Annotated in this window: 17 protein-coding genes; 10 read left to right on the top strand and 7 right to left on the bottom strand. The window is 71.7% G+C overall.

The genetic code is table 11. From position 1 onward, the window contains the following. The first annotated feature begins 48 nt into the window (after positions 1–48). Together PZB75_RS06870 and PZB75_RS06865 are read left to right on the top strand one after the other, a co-directional pair. Positions 49–789: an amino acid ABC transporter permease gene (locus PZB75_RS06870; protein WP_275534395.1), complete on the top strand. Its 741-nt coding sequence runs from the start codon at positions 49–51 to the stop codon at positions 787–789. Further along, on the top strand, positions 768–1430 hold the full coding sequence (locus PZB75_RS06865; RefSeq protein ID WP_275534394.1) for an amino acid ABC transporter permease: 663 nt from the start codon (positions 768–770) through the stop codon (positions 1428–1430). The genes PZB75_RS06870 and PZB75_RS06865 overlap by 22 nt, the downstream gene beginning before the upstream one ends. A 299-nt stretch (positions 1431–1729) precedes the next feature. Here PZB75_RS06865 and PZB75_RS06860 read toward each other — a convergent pair whose 3' ends face one another. The 7 genes from PZB75_RS06860 to PZB75_RS06830 all read right to left on the bottom strand — a co-directional run bounded on the left by PZB75_RS06860 (position 1730) and on the right by PZB75_RS06830 (position 8527). Further along, positions 1730–2491 carry a GntR family transcriptional regulator gene (locus PZB75_RS06860; RefSeq protein ID WP_343286275.1) on the bottom strand — a complete coding sequence of 254 codons (762 nt, stop codon included), beginning with the start codon at positions 2489–2491 and terminating at the stop codon, positions 1730–1732. 82 nt (positions 2492–2573) lie between these two features. Further along, positions 2574–3287 carry a deoxyribose-phosphate aldolase gene (gene deoC, locus PZB75_RS06855; RefSeq protein ID WP_275534392.1) on the bottom strand — a complete coding sequence of 238 codons (714 nt, stop codon included), beginning with the start codon at positions 3285–3287 and terminating at the stop codon, positions 2574–2576. Between the two features lie 62 nt (positions 3288–3349). After that, positions 3350–3805 (bottom strand): D-ribose pyranase, encoded by a 456-nt coding sequence (rbsD, locus tag PZB75_RS06850; RefSeq protein ID WP_275534391.1) that lies wholly within the window; start codon positions 3803–3805, stop codon positions 3350–3352. A gap of 46 nt (positions 3806–3851) precedes the next feature. Then, positions 3852–5480: a sugar ABC transporter ATP-binding protein gene (locus PZB75_RS06845; protein WP_275534390.1), complete on the bottom strand. Its 1629-nt coding sequence runs from the start codon at positions 5478–5480 to the stop codon at positions 3852–3854. Further along, positions 5477–6499, bottom strand: coding sequence for a substrate-binding domain-containing protein (locus PZB75_RS06840; RefSeq protein ID WP_275534389.1), 1023 nt, complete (start codon positions 6497–6499; stop codon positions 5477–5479). The genes PZB75_RS06845 and PZB75_RS06840 overlap by 4 nt, the downstream gene beginning before the upstream one ends. A gap of 112 nt (positions 6500–6611) precedes the next feature. Beyond that, positions 6612–7613, bottom strand: a complete 1002-nt coding sequence (locus tag PZB75_RS06835; protein WP_275534388.1) for an ABC transporter permease — start codon at positions 7611–7613, stop codon at positions 6612–6614. Then, the gene (locus PZB75_RS06830) at positions 7610–8527 is read right to left on the bottom strand and encodes a ribokinase (RefSeq protein WP_275534387.1); all 918 of its coding nucleotides are present in this window, start codon (positions 8525–8527) and stop codon (positions 7610–7612) included. The genes PZB75_RS06835 and PZB75_RS06830 overlap by 4 nt, the downstream gene beginning before the upstream one ends. A 337-nt stretch (positions 8528–8864) precedes the next feature. Between PZB75_RS06830 and PZB75_RS06825 the strand changes: the two genes are divergently transcribed. From PZB75_RS06825 to PZB75_RS06790, 8 genes are all read left to right on the top strand, one after another. After that, on the top strand, positions 8865–9713 hold the full coding sequence (locus PZB75_RS06825) for an AraC family transcriptional regulator (protein WP_275534386.1): 849 nt from the start codon (positions 8865–8867) through the stop codon (positions 9711–9713). Between the two features lie 532 nt (positions 9714–10245). Beyond that, positions 10246–11334: an iron-siderophore ABC transporter substrate-binding protein gene (locus tag PZB75_RS06820; RefSeq protein ID WP_275534385.1), complete on the top strand. Its 1089-nt coding sequence runs from the start codon at positions 10246–10248 to the stop codon at positions 11332–11334. Positions 11335–11380: 46 nt separating this feature from the next. Beyond that, positions 11381–12463: an iron chelate uptake ABC transporter family permease subunit gene (locus PZB75_RS06815; protein ID WP_275534384.1), complete on the top strand. Its 1083-nt coding sequence runs from the start codon at positions 11381–11383 to the stop codon at positions 12461–12463. Beyond that, positions 12460–13539: an iron chelate uptake ABC transporter family permease subunit gene (locus tag PZB75_RS06810; protein ID WP_275534383.1), complete on the top strand. Its 1080-nt coding sequence runs from the start codon at positions 12460–12462 to the stop codon at positions 13537–13539. Before PZB75_RS06815 ends, PZB75_RS06810 begins: the two co-directional genes overlap by 4 nt. A 94-nt stretch (positions 13540–13633) precedes the next feature. Continuing rightward, positions 13634–14416: an ABC transporter ATP-binding protein gene (locus PZB75_RS06805; RefSeq protein ID WP_275538619.1), complete on the top strand. Its 783-nt coding sequence runs from the start codon at positions 13634–13636 to the stop codon at positions 14414–14416. Beyond that, on the top strand, positions 14413–16170 hold the full coding sequence (locus PZB75_RS06800; RefSeq protein ID WP_275534382.1) for an ABC transporter ATP-binding protein: 1758 nt from the start codon (positions 14413–14415) through the stop codon (positions 16168–16170). The genes PZB75_RS06805 and PZB75_RS06800 overlap by 4 nt, the downstream gene beginning before the upstream one ends. Next, on the top strand, positions 16167–17903 hold the full coding sequence (locus PZB75_RS06795) for an ABC transporter ATP-binding protein (RefSeq protein ID WP_275534381.1): 1737 nt from the start codon (positions 16167–16169) through the stop codon (positions 17901–17903). The genes PZB75_RS06800 and PZB75_RS06795 overlap by 4 nt, the downstream gene beginning before the upstream one ends. Before the next feature lie 100 nt (positions 17904–18003). Next, a complete protein-coding gene (locus PZB75_RS06790) occupies positions 18004–18900 on the top strand; it encodes a siderophore-interacting protein (protein WP_275534380.1) in 897 nt (298 codons plus the stop codon). Positions 18901–19085: the final 185 nt, after the last annotated feature.

Here is a 19085-nt window from a genome sequence, read left to right as displayed (position 1 = left end):
CCACGGGCGCCGGTCCCCGCACCGGGCCATGACGGAAAGGAGGCAGCGGTGGAGACAAGCTGGATCAGCTTTCTGATCCGCGGGTTCGAGACGACCCTGTGGCTCGTGGCCATCAGCTCGGTGATCACCGTCGTCGCCGCGGCGGTCGTCGCCGTGGGCCGGATCAGCACCAGACGATCGATCCGGCTGCTGACCAGGGTCTATGTCGAGGTGTTCCGCAGCATCCCGCTGCCGGTGCTCCTCGCCGGGCTGTACTTCGGTTTCGGCCCGCAGTTCGAGAACATCGGCGTCACTGCCTTCGGACTCGCGGTCCTCGGACTCGTCCTGAACGAGACCGCCTATCTCGCCGAGGTCTACCGGGGCCTGATCTCGTCGGTCCGGATCGGCCAGTGGCGCGCGGCGGCCAGCCTCGGTCTCACCCGGTGGCAGACCCTGCGCCACGTGCTCATCCCGCAGGTGACGACCGCCGCGGGCCCCCAGACGGCCAACGGGATCATCTACCTCGTCAAGGGCAGCGCCCTGGCCTCCCTGATCACCGTGCCGGAACTGACCATGTACGGGACCAGGCTGGTCGTCGACACCTTCCAACCACTGGAGGTGTACCTGCTCATCGCCGTGTTCTACCTGCTCCTCACCGTCCCCGTGGCGTACGTGACCCGTGCGATGACCGGACGCCGGGGCCGCGGCCGGCCGAAGCGGGGGCCGCACTCCCGCCGGGGAGCCCTCCCGGACAGCGCAGGATCGTCACCGCAGCACACGGAGAAGGCATGGACATCTACCTCGACCTGATCTCGAAGGCACTACCGGTCACCCTGTCGGTGAGCGCCTGTGCCTGGCTGGTCGCCGCCGTACTCGGGCTGGGTCTCGGGCTTCTCGGCGGCTCACGTCACCGTGCCGTGCGTGAGGGCCAGTTCTTCGTGAGCACGGTGCTGCGCGGCATGCCCGAGGTCCTGGCGATCTACCTGTTGTTCTTCGGCCTCACCGACTACGGCATGGAATTCTCCCCGTTCAGCGCCACGGTCGTGGCCCTCGGCCTGACCCAGGCCGGATTCTGGTCCGAGGCGGTGCGGGGCACGCTCGACCTCGTGCCGCTCGGGCAGCGCGAGGCGGGCCAGTCGCTCGGGCTGTCCGCCCTTCAGGTCCAACGCCATGTGGTGCTGCCACAGATCGTCCAACCGCTGCTCGCGCCCGCGTTGAACATGTTCGTCGCCCTGATGAAGCTCACCGCCATCGCAGCGGCGGTCGGACTGCCCGAACTCCTCCACTCGGGCCGCGCGGAGATGGACCGCACCTATCAGGTCATCCCCGTGGTCATCGCCCTCGCCGTGATCTACGTCGTGGTGACCCTGCCGCTGACCCACCTGGTGGGTGTCGCCGAGCGGCGCACCCGCAGCCGGTCCACCCAGGAGTCGATGCCGGTGTTCTCCTGAGCGGGGCCGGCCGCGCGGCCGGCCGCCGTGAACGGCCGGTCCTCGTCGGCCGGGCGCGCTCCCTCGCGCCGAGCCCGGCCCACCGCGCCGTGACCGGCCCCCGTGACCGGCCCCCGCCACCGGCCTGTGCCCGTCCGGCCCGTCGTGCGCCGTGGTCGGCGCGCACGACCGGGCCGCCGAAACGACCGGGCCGCCGAAACGACCGGGCCGCCGAAACGACCGGGCCGCCGAAACGACCGGGCCGTCGAAACGACCGACCCGGCCGTCGGGCCGGTCGGCCGCTCAGCCCTTCGCCGCGTTCATCTGCGCATCAGCAGCGAGGTGACCCGCAACCGGCCGCTGTGGATCCACACGTCGGAGTACTCCACCGGCCGGCCGTCGGCGAGATAGGTGACCTGCTGGAGGTACTGCACCGGACTGCCCGGCGCCAGGGCGAGAGCGCCCGCGGTCTCGGCCGAAGCGGCCTCCGCGCTGAAGGTGCGGCGGGCCGTCGCGATCTTCAGACCGTAGGTGCCCTCCAACGTCCCGAAGAGGCTGGACGAGGCGAAGTCCGCCTTCTCGATGCCCGGAGCGAGATCGGTGCGCACGAAGTTGAACAACAGGGCCACCGGGCCCTCGGTGGTGCTGCGCAACCGGACCAGACGCAGCACCTGCCCGCTGCCGGGGCCCAGGTCGAGCAGGGCGGCGACGGGCTGGGGAGGGGTGATCAACGAGCACTCCCGCACCGTGGTCGAGGTGACGACCCCCTGACTGGCGAAGTCCTCCGACAGCGTGCTCAGCTTCTGGGCGATGGCCGGTTCGATCACCGTCGAGGTGACGTAGGTGCCGCGCCCCCGTACCTGCCGCAGCAGCCCTTCCTTGATCAGGGTCGCCAGCGCACGGCGCACGGTACCGCGGCTGACCCCGAACTCCTGGGCCAGTTCGGGTTCGCTCTTGAGCCGGTAGTGCGCCGGCCACTCACCGCCCGCGATGCGCAGCCGGATGTGCTCCGAGATCTGGACGTGGATCGCCGTGGGGACGTCCCGCCGGATGTCCGGGAGCCCTCCTTCGTCGGCCGTCACGGATGACATGTCTCCTCTCCGGAAATGAATGCGCCATGCCCCGGCACGTGGTGGCCCGGGGCACGGCGTCGGCCGATCAGTATCAGTAGCTGACGGTGGCCTCGTCACCGGTGTCGGTCACGATCGCCGTCCCGGCACTCGTGCCGAGCAGTACGGCGCCGGCCCGCAGAAGCTCCAGGGACTGCTTGTACGTCTTGATCGCCCCGGACGCCTTCACCTGGACGCCGTCCCGGGCACGGTCAACAAGGTACCGAACGCTCGTCGGATTCGCCGTCTCGATCTGTCCGCTGCTCGCGTTCTTCAGGAAGGACACGCCGGCCTCCATCGCCAGCTCGACGGCGGCCTCCTTCTCCGCGTCGGTGAGCAGCGGCAGTTCCAGCATCACCTTGACGGGCAGGCCCGAGGCGCGGACGACACCCGCGATGTCCTCGCGAAAGTCGTCGAACCGGCCGCTCTTGAGCCAGCCGAGCTGCACGCCGATGTCCAGCTGGGTGGCGCCGAGCCGGGCTATCTCCGCGGCCTCGGCCGCCTTGCCCGCGCTGGTCATGACGCCGACGGTGGGGAAGTCCAGCGCCGAGGCCACACCGATGCCGGTGCCCTTCAGCTCGGAGACGACGACGGGCAGCCAGGAGGCTGGAACCATCGCGGCGTTGAATCCGTGGGTGATCGCCTCCTGGGCGTGCGCGACCATGACGTCACGGGTCGCGTCGGGTTCGATGCGGGTGTGCTGGATGTAGGGCGCGAGCTCGGCGGGGGTGAGCTTCAGCTCGGCGGCCGCGGTAACGGTTTCGGACATGGAGTTGTCTCCTGTGGTGGAACCAGTGGGATGGAACGGTGGGGTGCCCGCCACCGAACGGGTCAGATGCGGGAGGCGTACTCCTCGGGGACGACGACGCCCTCGCCGCCGAACCACCGGGGGGCGTCGACGCCGCAGAGGAGGCCGACGTTGCCCCAGGGCTCGAAGGCCCCGGTACGGACGACGACCTTGGCCCGGTGGGCCAGCTCGCCGAGGACCTCGGCGTGCGGACGGGTGGTGAACTCCGCGTCCGGGAACCTGCCGCGCAGCCACTCGTCGAGCCGCGGGTTCCGGGCGGGGACGTCCTCGGCCCGTACCACGCCCTCGACGACCAGTTCCTCGGCGATCAGGCCGAGCACCGTACGCAGGTCGGGCAGGTTCTCGGCGAGCGCCAGGTCGACGCGGTGGGCGCCACGGGGGACCGGGAAGCCGGCGTCCACGACCATGAGCAGATCGGTGTGGCCGAGCGTGGCCAGGGCCCCGCTCAGTTCGGCGTGGAGAATTCCGCTTCGCTTCATGGGGGATTCCTTTCGGGGGGTGGGGAGATGAGGGGGTGTCGGGGCGTCAGGCGGCCTGTACCGCCCCGGTCGCCAGGGTCATGATCGATTCCTCGGTCGCCCCGGCGGTGTCGACGACGTCGACCACCCGGCCCTCGCTCATCACCGCGATCCGGTCGGTGAGGGTGAGGAGTTCGGGGAGGTCGGAGGAGGAGCAGAGGATCGCCAGGCCCTTCTCGGCCAGGCCGAACAGCTGCTCGTAGATCTCCGCCTTCGCGCCGACGTCCACACCTCGAGTGGGCTCGTCGAGGATCAGCACGCCGGGGTCGATCGCCAGCCAGCGGCCCAGTACGGCCTTCTGCTGGTTGCCGCCGGACAGGCTGGTGATGGGCTGGTCCATGGTGGCGGTCTTGACCCGCATCCGGCGGGCCTGTTCGGCGGCCTGCCGGTCGAAGGGACGGCGTTTGATCAGACCGAGACGGCTGAACGCCCTGGTGGTCAGTACGCCGACGTTCTCGCCGACGCTCATGGTCGTCAGCAGTCCCTGGGCGCGGCGTTCGCCGGGGACGAACGCGAGGCGGCGCCCGACGCTGGCGATCGGGTCGCGCCGGTCGTAGGGCTCACCCAGCAGCTCGACCTCGCCGCCGGTGCCCTTCTCGCCGCCGAAGACGTTGTGCAGCATCTCCACCCGGCCGGAGTCCGGCAGTCCGGCCACTCCGAGGATTTCTCCGGGGCGTACATCGAAGGACACCTCGCGGTGCCGTCGTCCGCTCAACTCCCGTACTTTCAGGGCGGGTCGGACCTCCGGTCCGGGACTGTGCCCGGTGCGGCGGGTGAACCGGCCCAGCTCCCGGCCGACCATGGCGGCGACCGCCTGGTCCGGGGTGGTCTCCGAGTTCCGCCAGGAGGCGACGTGCGAGCCGTCGCGCAGGACCTGGATGTGGTCGGCGAGCCGGAAGACCTCCGGCATGCGGTGGGAGACGTACAGCATCGTCGTACCGGCCGCCTTGAGGCCGGCCATCAGGGTGAACAGCCTCTCGGCCTCGGCCGGGGTGAGCATCGCGGTGGGCTCGTCCAGGATCAGCACCCGGCATCCCCGGGCCACGGACCGGGCCACCACCACGAGTTGCTGAGTGGCGAGGTCCAACGACCGTACGGGGGCGGCCGGGTCCAGCCGGAGGTCCATTCCGGCGAGGAGTTCGCCGGTCCGCTCCAGCATCCGGCGCCGGGAGGGGAACCAGCGGTGCCCCGGCTCCACACCGCTCAGGACGTTCTCCGCCACGCTGCGGTCGGGCAGGAGCGACAGCTCCTGCGGGACGATCGCCACCCCGTGCCGGTCCAGCACGGTGCTCGGGTCGAAGGAGGTGATCTCCTCGCCGAAGACGCTGACCGTGCCCTCGCTGGGCGGCTGGAGGCCGGCCAGGATCTTCAGCAGGGTCGACTTGCCCGCGCCGTTCTCACCGAGCAGAGCGGTGATCTCACCCGCCGGGACGTCGAAGGAGACGTCGGTCAGCGCGCGTACCGGGCCGAAGCTGCGGGACAGTCCGCGGACGCTGACGGCGGTCCCGGACGCGGGGGCATCATCGGTAACGGTTCGGTCGGGAACGGTCGCGGCGGGAACGGTCGTGGCGGGTGCCGTCGGCTTCCGGGGGACACTCCCGTCGTGCGCCGTCGGCCTCCGCGCGGCGGGCGTCACTTCTCCACCGTCGCTTCGCCGAGGTTGTCCCGGGTGACGAACTGCGCTCCGGTGTTCACGCCGGTGATCGCCGTGCCCTTGGAGAGGAAGTCCGACAGGACCTTGACGGCCTGGTAGCCCTGTTCGGTCGGGTTCTGGCTGATCGTGAAGTCGAGGACCCCGCTCCGCAGGTATTCGGCCGTCTGCGGCAGCAGGTCGAAGCCGCCCATCCTGATGTCGCCCTTGCCCTTGGCCCCCGACACCCACTTGGCCGCGGCGGTCGTGGAGCAGCAGTCGAGCCCGGCCACGGCCACCACGCCGGACTGGCCGGACATGGTGGATTCGACGGTGTTGTACGCGGCGCTGGGCTCGTTGCCGACGTTCACCGGGCCGACGATCTCCAGTCCGCTGCCGTCAAGGCCCTTCTTGAAGCCGCCGAAGCGGTCGTGCGACCAGCCCGCGCCGGTGTCCACGGAGAACACCACGACCTTGCCCTTGGCGGTCCCCTTCAGCTCCTTCAGGAGCCGCTCGGCCTGCGACTCCCCGGACGCCTTGAGGTCCTGGCCGACGAAGCCCATCTGCCGGGAGCCGGGGTTGTCGGTGTTGAAGGAGATGACGGGGATGCCCGCGTTGTGCGCCTGGGCGATGACCGGCTTCAGCGCGTCGCTGGAGGCGGAGGAGACCGCGAGACCGTCCACGGACTTCTGCTGGATCAGCGTCTGTATCTCCGACACCTGCTTGGCGGCGTCACCCCCGGTGGGCCCGATGAGGGCGGTCTCGGCCTTGAACTCCTTGCCCGCCTTCTTCATGCCCGCGCCGATCGGGGTGGCGAAGGCCAGCGAGGGGTCGTGGTAGCTGAGCTTGATCCGCATCGGCTTGCCGTCGTCGATCCGCTTCTGGATGTACGGGGCGAGCTTGAAGGAGCCGTCGGCGGAGGCGCCGCTGTCGGCGGAGGTGATGGCCCCGCACGCGGTGAGGCTCAGGGCGGTCAGGGCGCCGGTGGTGGCGATGAGACTTCTGACGAGGGTACGCGGAGACATCGGGACTCCTCTGTGGTGGATGTCGGCCGGGTGCGGCGTCCGCACCGGGTGGTCCGGCGCGGTCGCGCGCTCACCGGCCGGATGTGGGGCCGGGGGCGGTTTCGGGTGGGACTCAGGCGCGGGTCTTGCGCTTGCGCTGCCAGGTGTCGGCGGCCACCGCGGCGACGATCACCAGGCCGGTGACGACGGTCTGCCAGAAGGACGAGATCCCCTTGACGTTGAGGATGTTCTGGAGCAGACCGATGAAGGCGACGCCGATGACGGTGCCCCACATGGTTCCGGAGCCGCCGAAGAGGGCCGCGCCGCCGATGATGACGGCGGAGATCACGGTGAGTTCCATGCCCTGCCCGGTGACGCCCTGGACGTAGGACAGGAAGGACAGTCCGAGCACACCGGCCAGGCCGGCGGTGAATCCGGAGAGCACGAACGCGGTCAGCTTGACCCGCTTGACGTTGACGCCGACGAGCCGGGCGGCCTCCTGGTTGCCGCCGACCGCGTAGGTGTTGAAGCCGAAGCGCGAGCGGGACAGGAGCACCACACCGATGACGGCGATGACGGCGAAGATGACGAACTGCATCGGGATCAGACCGAACAGCAGTCCCTGACCGAGGAGGCTGAAGTCCGCGACGCCCGGCTGGGAGGAGCTGAGGGAGATCGGCGCGCCGTCGGAGATGAGCAGGGCGACGCCGCGGAAGACGCTGAGCGTGCCGAGGGTGACGATGAAGGACGGCACACCGAGGACCACGACCGCCAGCCCGTTGAGCAGTCCGGCGACCGCGCCCACGACGAGTCCGGCCAGCATGGCGAGCGGCCAGCTCCAGCCGTTCGAGATCAGCATTCCGGTGGATATCGCGGACAGCGCGTAGGTGGACCCCACGGACAGGTCGATCTCACCGTTGAGGATCACGAACGTCACGCCGATGGCCATGATGCCGATCTGGGCGACCTGCTGCCCGACCGAGAGCAGGTTGTCCGACTGGGCGAAGCTCGGCGAGAGGAGGACACCCAGGACGAAGAGCAGCACCAGGGCGGCGAAGACGCCGGACTCACGGGCGTGGAGCAGTCTGCGGAACGGGAGGACGAACTCCCGCGACGGTGCGGTGGTCGAGGTCATCGTGGGGTTCCAATCAGGGCGTTCAACTGGTCTCTGGTGGGCAGCGCCGGAATGACCCCGGCGAGGGTGACGGTGTGGGCGCCCGCCACGGCGGCGTAACCCACCGCCCGGTCCAGGTCGCGCCCTTCGGCGAGGGCCACGGCGAGTGCGGCGGTGAACGAGTCGCCCGCGCCCGTGGTGTCGACGACGGACGCGGCCGGGTGCGGTGGCACCCGGGTCACCCCGGCCGCCCGGGCGACCAGCGCGCCCTCTCCGCCACGGGTGAGGACTGCGGCGCCCGATGTGCGTTCCTGGAGCGCCCTGACCAGCTGCTCGTCCCCGAGCCCGTGGTCCGGGCCGAGGCCGAGCAGGACGGGGGCCTCCGTCTGGTTCGGGGTGATCACGTCGATGAGCGGCCAGACGTCCTCGGGCAGCGGCCGGGCGGGCGCCGGATTGAGCAGCGTCCTGGTCCCGGCCTCACGGCCCGCGCGGAGCGCGGCGACCACGGTCTCCTCCGGGATCTCCATGGAGACCACCAGGACATCGGCCGAGGCGATCTCCGCGCGGAACGGCTCGACCGCGGCGGCTCCCAGCTCGTCCAGGGCGCCCGGGGCGATGGCGATACGGTTCTCCCCGGACGGTTCGACCAGGATGAACCCGACCATGGTGGGGGTCCGTGTCGTCACCACATGCCTGGCGTCGACACCCTCCCGCCGCCACAGCGCGTGGGCCTCCCGTCCGAAGTCGTCGTCCCCGACGGCGGTCAGCAACGACACCTCGGCGCCCAGCCTGGCGGCCCCGATGGCCTGGTTGCTCCCCTTGCCTCCCGGCCCGGGATCGAACACCCCGCCCGAGACGGTTTCTCCTGCGGCAGGTGACCTGGGCACACGCATGGTGAGGCCAGCACCGTAACTCCCGACAACAGCGATCTTCACCGATGCACCACACCTTGTTGTATGGGGACAACTATGAACAACTGGAGAGTATGTACAGTGATGTCCATAGTCAATGGGTGACTATGGGGTGAACTTTTGCTACCCTCCCGGCGCCCGGGGAGCCCTGCGGGACCTCGTCGGCGGACGTCGCCGGATGCCCGAGGGGTCGTACCGCTCCGGAGCGCGAGGACATCCGTGCCGGGGCGGCGAGTTGAGGGGGCGTCACCTCGGGGCCGGGCTCGGGTGGGTCCCCGGGCCGCGCCTCCGGCCGTGTCGGGGGCGGGAGGCCGGAGGGGCGGGCCCCGGCTCCGAGGGGTGGTTAGGGTAGCCTAAGTTCATGCCAGTCGCCGTCCCCCGTCGTGAACGTGTCGAGACGGTTCCGCTCCGATGGGCGGAACCCTCGGCCGGTGGTGCGCTGGTGGCCGAGCCCTATCTGCTCACCACCGCGATCTTCGACGGCTCCGAGCCGGCGGGCGCGGCGCTCTCCGGGGTGCACACCCACACCGACGCGCTCCTGGTCTGGCCGCACCTCGGGTCGCTGACGCTGCACACCCGGAACGCGGTGTGGCGTCTCATACCCGGGCAGGGGGTGTGGCTGCCGCCGGGCGCCCCGCACGCCTCGTTCCACGAATCGGGCGGCGTCAGTTGCTACACCTACGTGGCGCGGACGGCGATTCCGCCGCAGTGGTCGTCGCCGCGTCCGATGAGGGTGGGCCGCGCGCTCCAGGAGATGCTGATCCACCTCGACGCGAACTCGATGTCCGACGACCTGCGGCTGCGTACGCAGCGCGTCATCATCGAGATGCTGGAGGAGGACCCGCGCCCGGCGATCGAGGTCCCGGTCCCCGAGGACTGGCGCATCCGGGTCCTGGCCGACGACGTCATGCGCGACCCGGAGAGTGATCTCTCGCTGGAGGAGTGGGCGGCCCGGCACGCGCTGAGCGTGCGTACCGTCACCCGGGCGTTCGGCCGGGACATCGGGATGTCGTTCACGCGGTGGCGTTCGCTGGTACGGATGTCCGTCGCCACCGGGCTGCTCGCGCAGGGGCACCCGGTCAACCTGGTGGCACACCGCTGCGGTTACTCCACCACGAGCGCGTTCTCCGCGGCGTTCCGCCGGGTGACCGGTGCCAGCCCGACCGAGTACCTGCGGGAGCAGTCCGCCCTGGTGCCGGCCGGCCGCTGAGCGCGTCCCGCCGGGGCGGGCCGGGTGTGTCCCGCCGGGTCGGGAGGTGTGTGTCCCGCCGGGTCGAGCGTGTCCTGCGGGTGCGGGTGCGGGTGCGGGTGCGGGTGCGGGTGCCGATGCCGGGTCGGGCGTGTCCTGCCGGTGCCGGATCGAGCTGTGTGTCCTGCCGGGTCGCTCCCGCCGTGGATGCCTCCGCGCGCTGAGTGCCGCCTCTTCATGTCTCCCGCCGCTCACCCGTCTCCCTCCGCGCACCCGACTCCCGCCGCTCACCCGTCCCTGCCGCCCCTCCCGTCCCTTCCGCCGGTCCGGCGGGATGCGGCGGGGGTTGGCCGATTCGCGACGCACCCTGGCCGGTCCGCGACCCTCGTGGCCCCCCGCCCTTCCTAATGTCTAGTTAGGCGAGGGTTACCTAACTTTCAGTCGTGCGGGGGTGCTCACCCGTGTGCCCGTGTGCCCGCGTGCGGCACCGTCCGCGACGGCACCCCGGCCCTCGCCGTCACACCACGAACGGTGTCCGGATTCAAGGAGAGACATGTCCATATTCATCCCGGGCCGACGCGGACCGGGTGCCCTGGCCCGCCTCATGGCGGTGACGGTCGCCGCCGTGGTCGTCCTGGCGGGCTGCGGCGGCAACGGGTCGGAACCCGGCAAGGCGAAGACGACGGCCGGTGCCGCGTCGGCCGGGTTCCCCGTGAGCATCAAGCACGCCCACGGGACCACGACGATCAAGCAGAAGCCGAAGCGCGTCGTGGCGGTCAGCTGGATGTCGCTGGACGTGGTCGCGGCCCTGGGCACGGTCCCGGTCGGTGTCGACGAGCAGTGGGGCGGCGACAAGCAGGGATACACCCCGTGGTTCCGCGACACCGTCGAAAAGCTCGGCGGACCCCTGCCCGAGAAGCTGAACTACGGTGACGCGGGCGAGATCGACTTCGAGCAGATCCTCTCGCTGAAGCCGGACCTCATCGTCGGTCTGTACTCCGGCATCACGGACGTCGACTACAAGCGGCTCTCCGAGATCGCCCCGACCATCCCCTACCTGAAGAAGCCCTGGGACGGCGGGACCTGGCAGGAGATGACCCGCACCATCGGCAAGGCGCTCGGTGAGACGAAGAAGGCCGAGAGCCTGGTCACCGACGTACAGGGGCAGTTGACCGCGGTGACCGACAAGCACCCGGAGTTCAAGGGCAAGACCTTCACCTACGGGGTGGCCCTGACACCCGGCTCCACGGAAGCCGGCCTCTACCTCAACTACGACGCGCGGGTCCGGCTGCTGACCGAGATGGGCTTCGAGAACACCCCGTCGATGAGCGCGATCGCCTCCACGGTCAAGGGCACCAACTGGTACGGCGGAATCAGCCTGGAGAAGCTCGACACGATCGACGCCGACATCTACGTCGCCTGGGCCAACGGCGCCGACGAGGTCGCGTACTCCCTCAAGGACCCGCTGTTCTCGCGCTGGAAGCCGATCGCGGAGAAGCACTACGCCTTCGTCCAGGACGACACCATGGGCATGGCCACCAGCGGACCGTCGGTGCTCTCCATCCCGTGGGCGATCGAGCGGTACGTGCCGATGCTCGCCGACGCCGTCTCGGGCAAGGGCAACACCGGTGCGGGCTCCTGACCGCCGTCCGCCGTTCCCCAGGTGAAGCCCTCTTCCAAGGACAACCATGACCACCCCCTCACCCCCGGGTGACCTCACCACCGGCGCGGAACGTGATGTGCCGGGCCCGCGCGAGCGCGCGGGCCTGGCCCGGCGCAACCGGTACCGCCTGCTGATCCTGCTGACCGCCGTCGGGCTGCTGCTCGTCGTGGCCGTCCTCAGCGTCATGGTCGGCGCCCGTTCCATCGCGCCCGGCACGGTGTGGGACGCGCTGTTCCACTTCGACGACTCCGACGAACACGTCATGGTGCGTGAACTGCGGGTGCCCCGCACCACGATCGGGCTGGTCGTCGGTGCCGCCCTCGGCCTCAGCGGCGCGCTGATCCAGGCATTCACCCGCAACCCGCTGGCCGACCCCGGCATCCTCGGGGTCAACGCGGGCGCGAGCCTGGCCGTGACCTTCGCCGTCGCCGTGCTCGGCTTCACCGCGGCGGGCCAGTTCATCTGGTTCGCACTGGCCGGAGCCTTCGGGCTCACCGTGCTCGTCTACGCCCTCGGCTCCCTCGGCTCCGATCGCGGCAGCCCGGTCAAACTCACCCTCGCGGGCGTGGCGTTCACCGCCGTGTGCGGCGGCTTCACCTCCGCCATGGTGCTGAAGAGCACGACCACCTTCGACATCATGCGGTTCTGGGGCGTCGGCTCCATCGGCGGCAGATCGCTCGACATCCTCCCGATCGCGCTGCCGCTCATCGGTGCCGGTCTCGTACTCGGACTGCTCAGCGCGGGCCCGCTCAACGCCCTCGCGCTCGGCGACGACATCGCCCGGTCCCAGGGCACCCGTCTCGCCCTCACCCGGGTGACCGTGATCCTCGCCGTCACCCTGCTGGCCGGGACCGCCGTCGCCGTCGCCGGTCCCATCGCCTTCGTCGGCCTGATGGTGCCCCACATCGTCCGCTGGTTCGTCGGCCCCGACCAGCGCTGGATTCTGCCCGTCACGATCGTCGTCGCCCCCGCCTTCCTGCTGGCCGCCGACATCATCGGACGCGTGGTGCTCCCCTCCGGGGAACTGCGGGTCGGCCTCGTCACCGCGCTCGTCGGCGCGCCCGTCCTCGTCGCCCTCGTCCGGCGCCGGAAGGTGAGCACCCTGTGACCACCGGAGCCACGACCGAAGCCGTACCCGACCGGACGGACTTCGGCCGGACCGTCTGGACCCTGCGCCGCACCTGGGTGGCGCTGCGCGTCGAACGGCGCTCCGTCCTCGTCTGCGCCGCACTGGCCCTCACCGTGGCCGTCCTCGGCGTCCTCACCCTGGGCACCGGTTCCCTCGCGCTCACCCCGGGACAGGTCCTGTCGGCCCTGTTCGACCCGGACGCCGACCCCCGTGCCCGGCTCGTCGTGGTGACCTGGCGGCTGCCCAGACTCCTGTTCGCGATCGTCTGCGGCGCGGCGCTCGCGATCAGCGGCGCGATCTTCCAGTCGCTCACCAGGAACCCGCTCGGTTCCCCCGACGTGATCGGCTTCGCCTCCGGTTCGTACGCGGGCGCCAGCGTCGTGATGCTCCTGCTCGGCACCGCCGACTACCTGGCCGTCGCCTCGGGTTCCCTGATCGGCGGGGCGGTGACCGCGGTCCTGGTGTACGTGCTGGCCTACCGGAACGGGCTGCGACCGTTCCGGCTCATCATCGTCGGCATCGCCGTGGGCGCGTTCCTCAGCTCCCTCACCTCGATGCTGCTGCTCTCCGTCAACCCCCGTCAGGCCATGCTCGCGGCCACCTGGGGAGCCGGCTCCCTCAGCGGACTCGGCTTCGAGCAACTACGGGCCACCGCGGCCGTCTTCGCTCTCCTCCTGGTCTGCTCGGCCACCGTGGTCCGCCCCCTCGTCCACCTGGAGATGGGCGACGACACCGCCGTCGCGCTCGGGGTGAACGCACAGCGCGCCCGGCTCACCGCCACCCTCGTCGGGGTCGCGCTGACCGCACTGGTGACCGCAGCCGTCGGCCCGATCTCGTTCATCGCGCTCGCCGCACCACAGATCGCCCAGCGCCTGACCAGGAGCTCCACCACCCTGCGCGTCGTCCCCGCCGCCCTCACCGGGGCCGCCGTCCTGGTCGGCGCCGACTTCGTCGCCCAACGCGTCGACCTGCCCGTCGGTGTCGTCACGGTCTGCGTCGGCGGTGCCTACCTGGCCTGGCTGCTCGCCCGTCAGTACCGGGGGCGCCGCCCATGACCGCTTCCCGCCCCCACCACCCCACCGCCCCCGGCCGCCAGGAGTACCCGTGACCACCACCGCACAGCGCACCCGGGCCCAGGACCCGGCCCGGCTGGAAGTGCGGGACGCCTCCATCGGCTACAACCGGCGGCCCGTCTCCGAACACCTGGACGTACGAATCCCGGACCGGTCCTTCACCGTCGTCATCGGCCCCAACGCCTGCGGCAAGTCCACCCTGCTGCGCGCGGTGTCCCGGCTGCTGAAACCCACCGCCGGACAGGTGGTGCTCGACGGCCGGTCCCTCGCGAGCTTCGGCTCCAAGGAGGTCGCGCGGCTGCTCGGACTGCTGCCCCAGACCTCGCAGGCACCGGACGGGATCACCGTCGCCGAACTGGTCGCCCGGGGCCGCCACCCGCACCAGAAGCTGCTGCGCCAGTGGACCGAACAGGACGAGCGGGCCACCCTCGACGCCATGGCGGCCACCTCCGTCACCGAACTGTCGGGGCGTTACGTCGACGAACTCTCCGGCGGCCAGCGCCAGCGCGTCTGGGTGGCGATGGTGCTCGCCCAGCAGACCCCCCTCCTGCTGCTGGACGAGCCGACGACCTTCCTCGACATCGCCCACCAGATCGACCTGCTGGAGCTGTTCACCGATCTGCACCGCGCCGGTCACACCCTCGTCGCCGTCCTGCACGACCTGAACCACGCGGCCCGTTACGCGACCCATCTGATCGCCATGCGGGACGGCCGGGTCGTCGCCGAGGGCACCCCGGACGAGGTGGTGACCGCCGGACTCGTACGGGAGGTGTTCGACCTGCCCTGCCAGGTCGTGCCCGATCCGGTCACCGGTACCCCCATGGTCGTCCCCCTGGCCCGGCAGCGGGACGCACGGTGAACAAACCCGCCGCCGCCCACGAGTCCGGCACCGGCCACGAGTCCGCCGCCCACGAGCCCGGCACCGCCGCGCACGAGCCCGGCACCGCCACCCGTCCACCCGTACAGGCCCACGAACCCAGCAGCGTCTCCACGCTGTTCCGCATCGCGCTCCTGCACGGGGGACGCGGCCGCCGACTGGCCCTCACCACCCTGGCGTTCATGGTCCACCAACTGTGCGAGGCCCTCGTACCGATCCTCATCGGCGTCGTCATCGACCGGGCCCTCGCCCCCTCGGACCGCCCGGCGCTGTTCGGATGGCTCGCCGTACTCGCCGGGGTGTTCGTCGCCCTGTCCCTGTCCTACCAGCGCGCGTCGGCGGCAATGGTCACCGTCTACGGCTACGGCGAACACGAGCTGCGCCAACGCACCATGACCCGGCTGCTCGCCCCGTACTCCCTCCGGCGGCGCCCCGGGGCGGGGGAAGCGCTCTCCCTGGTCTCGTCCGACACCTACCGGGTCGCCGGGGTCTCCTGGAGCGTCGTCCAGCAGGCGTCCACCGTCACCGCGATCCTGACGGCGTCGGCCGCCCTGCTGCTGATCTCCGTCCCCCTCGGCGCGGGCGTCATCGCCAGCACCGTCCTGGTGCTCCTCCTCATGCGGCGGATCTCGATGCCGCTGGAGGCCCGGGGACTGGCCGAGCAGAGTTCGGCGGCGCGGGCCGGCGACGTGGCCACCGACATGATCACCGGGCTGCGGGTGGTCATCGGCATGAACGCCCAGGCCGAGGCGGCCCGCCGCTACCGCGCGGCCAGCGACGAGTCACGGCGCGGCGCCATCGCCGCCGCACGGGCTGTCCTGACCTACTCCGGCGTCAGCCTGCTGCTGTCCGGAGTCTTCCTCGCCGGGCTCGCCACCGCCTCCGGACACCTCGCCCTCGACGGGCACATCACCATCGGTCAGCTCGTCACCGTCCTCGGACTCGCCCAGTACCTCCAGGGTTCCCTCGCCCACGTCGGCACCTTCGCCTCCAACTGGCTCCACAAACGCGCCTCCGCCCGGCGGCTCAGCGACCTGATCAACGAACCGCCCCTCGTCGACCCCCGGCCGGCCGGCCCCGACCCCGCCCCGCGCGCCCGTACCACCGATCCCGCCGCCCCGGCCCTGCGCTGGCACCCGCCCGGCCACCACGAACCCCTCGACCTGTGCCCCGGCGAACTCGTCGGCGTCGTACCCCGCGACCCCCGGCACGCGCGCGACCTCAGCGACCGCCTCGGCTACCGCGTCCCCATCGGCCGGGGCGAACTCCTCGTCGACGGGGCCGACGCCGTCGACCTCGGGCCCGACCGGCTCCGCACCCGGATCGCCGCACCGCCCCACCACGGCACCCTGTTCTCGGGCACCCTGCGATCGAACCTCACCCCCCGGGGAGGCGACGCCGACCCCGCCGTGCTCCGGGCGGCCATGCTCGACGACGTGCTCGAACACATCGGGGGAGACCAGGCCGAGGTCGGCGAACACGGACGCCGGCTCTCCGGCGGCCAGCGCCAGCGCCTGCTGCTCGCCCGCGCCCTGCACAGCGGGGCCGACCTCGTCGTCCTCGACGAACCCACCACCGCGGTCGACCCGGTGACCGAACAGCGCATCGCCGAAGGACTGCGCGCCCTGCCCGCCACCACTGTGCTCATCACCACCAGCCGCATCCTGCTCTCCGCCTGTGACCGGGTCGTCGACCTCGACACCGACCACCACGAACCGAACGGAACCCCCCGGTGACCCCCGCGCACGGGCTCCTGCCCATCGCCGACCCCCGCCGGACCCGGCGGGAACTGCTGCGCCGACTCGGCGCCCACCGCGTCCGGTTCTGCGCCGCGCTGCTCACCCTGCTCAGCGGCACGGCGGTCACCCTGGCCACCCCGCCACTCCTCGGCGGCGTCGTGGACGCGGTCACCGACCAGTCCGGACGCGACCGGATCACCACCCTCGGCATCGCCCTGCTGCTCGTCGCCGCCACCGGCGCCGCCCTGGCCCTCGCGGGCGGCCGGATGCTGATCACCCTGATCCAGGACGTCCTGGCCGCACTGCGCGAGGACGTGTTCGAGACCGCGATCCATCTGCCCGTCAGCACCCTGGAGTCCTCGGACAGTTCGGACGTGGTCTCCCGGGTCACCCGGGACGTCGAGGCGATCTCCGAGGCCGCGTCCGACGTGCTGCCCGACCTCACCGGCGCGGCCTTCACCATCGGTCTGAGCCTGGTCGGGCTGGCGGTCCTGGACCCCCGGCTCGCCCTCGCCGGTCTGGTCTGCCTGCCCGTCCACGTCCTCGCCACCCGGCGGTTCCTCACGCGTTCCCACGTGGTCTACGGGGACGTCCGCCGACTGGAGTCCGCACGCGGACAGTCCGTCATCGAGGCGGTGCACGGGGCCGAGACCATCCGCGCGTACCGCACCCAGGACCAGCACCTCGGCGAAGTCGCCCGACGCGGCGCGCTCGCCGTCGAACGGCAGCGCGACGGGGTACGGCTGCGCAACCGCTTCACGGGATGGCTCCACGCGGCCGAGTTCCTGGGCCTCGCCGCCGTCCTCATGACCGGCTACGCACTGCTCGGCTCCGGAGCCGTCACGCTCGGCGCCGCCACCGCCGCGGCCCTCTACTTCCACCGGCTCTTCGGCCCGGTCGGCGCGCTCCTGGGCAGCCTCGACGACATCCAGCGGGCCACCGTCGGACTGGCCCGCCTCGTCGGCGTCACCGACCTGGGCCGGGACCCCGGCGGGACCGCCACCGAGGCCGGCGCCACGCACCCCCCGGAGATCGAGGTGAAGGGCGTCTCGTACGCGTACGACGGGGGCGGCCCCGCGCTCAGCGAGGTCTCCCTGCACGTTTCCGCAGGCAGCAGCCTGGCGCTCGTCGGCGCCAGCGGCTCCGGCAAGAGCACCCTGGCCCGGCTGATCGCGGGCCAGGGCGAACCCTCCGAAGGCCGGATCACCGTCGGCGACGCCGGGACACCGGCCGGCCGGTACCTCGTCACCCAGGAGGTCCACCTGTTCAACGGCACCCTCGCCGACAACCTGCGGATCGCCCGGCCCACCGCCACCGACGACGAACTGCGCCACGCCCTGCGCGAGGCCGGCGCCGACTGGGCACTGGAGCTGGAATCCGGACTCGACACCCCCCTCGGCCCCGGCGGCGCCCCCCTCGACGACGGAGCGGTCCAGCACCTCGCCCTCACCCGTGTCCTGCTCGCCGACCCGCCCGTGGTCGTCCTCGACGAGGCCACCGCCGAATCGGGGACACGAACCGGAAGTCTCCTGGGGGCCCTTGAACGGGTCACCCGGGGCCGTACCAGCGTGATCGTCGCGCACCGCCTGGAACAGGCACGCGCCGCGGACCACATCGTCATCCTCACCCGGGGCAGGGTCGCCGAACAGGGCGGCCACGACGAACTGCTGTCCCGCGCGGGCCGGTACGCCGCCCTCTGGCACGCCTACACCCCCGCCGCCCGCCCCTGACCACCCCGCCGCCTGCCCTTGACCCACCCCGCCGCCCGCCCCTGACCCACCCAGGCGAACGCGTCACCACCCCGTCCGAAACACGAAGGAGCACCCCCCCATGACGATCCACCGAGCCGTCGTCGCCCGGGTCCGGCCACTCACCGGGACCATGGTCCGGATCACCTTCCACGGCGGAGACCTCGCCGCGTTCACCTCCACGGGCGTCCCGGACGAGTACGTACGCCTCTTCTTCCCGCACGGCCCCGACCGCGCCGATCTGTCCCTGCCCGAAACGACGGAGAACGGGGGCTGGCGGACCCCCGAAGGGCGACCCACCGCCCCCATGCGCACCTACACCGTCCGGGCGGTGCGCCCGGACACCGGAGAGATCGACATCGACTTCGTGCTGCACTCCCACGGTGTGGCGTCGGGCTGGGCCGCGGCCGCCCGCCCCGGCGACGTGATCGGCCTCAACGCTCCCACCGGCCTCTACCGTCCCCCCGCCGACCTCACCTGGCAGATCCTGGTCGCCGACCTCACCGGCCTGCCCGCCGTCGCCCGGATCATGGAGGACAGCCCGGCCGGCGTGACCACCCGGGCGGTCATCGAGGTGCCCGGCCCGTCCTCCGTGCAGCCGCTCCCGGACCGGCCGCACGCGAGGACGACCTGGAGCCACGGCGGCAACGGCCACGGCCCCAGCCGGCTGGCCGAACTCGTCGAGGCCGCCGTCCCGCCCGGCACCGACCCGGCCGGCGGGTACATCTGGGTCGCGGGCCGGACCGACGTGCTGCGGGAGGTGCGCCGCCACCTCCGGAAGGAGCTGAAGCTCCCCACGGAACGCTTCAAGGTGGTCGGCTACTGGATGCCCGGCGCCGAGACCTGGACCGATCGGTACGAGGCGCTGCCCGCCGCCGTACGGTCCGAACTGGACGCCCTGTGGGACGCCCCGGCCGAGGAGGACCAGGAGGACGTCACGGTCCGGTACGAGGCCAGGCTCAGCGACCTGGGTCTGTGAACCCGGGGACCCACGGACGGCACGGACGGCACGGACGGCGGGCCGGGGTCCGCGCGCGGAGCGGTCCGGGTGACCGGCGGCCGGGGGAAGACCGGCCCGCCCGGCGAACCGGCCGCCGCCTGCCCCCGGCCCTGCCCGCCGGGATAGGGAAACCCCTCGCCATTCGCCCAGTGCCTGGCAGCCGG

Origin of the sequence: Streptomyces sp. AM 4-1-1, from assembly GCF_029167625.1 — a bacterium.
Taxonomy (GTDB): Bacteria; Actinomycetota; Actinomycetes; order Streptomycetales; family Streptomycetaceae; genus Streptomyces.
This window is presented reverse-complemented; position numbering and strand designations above follow the sequence as displayed.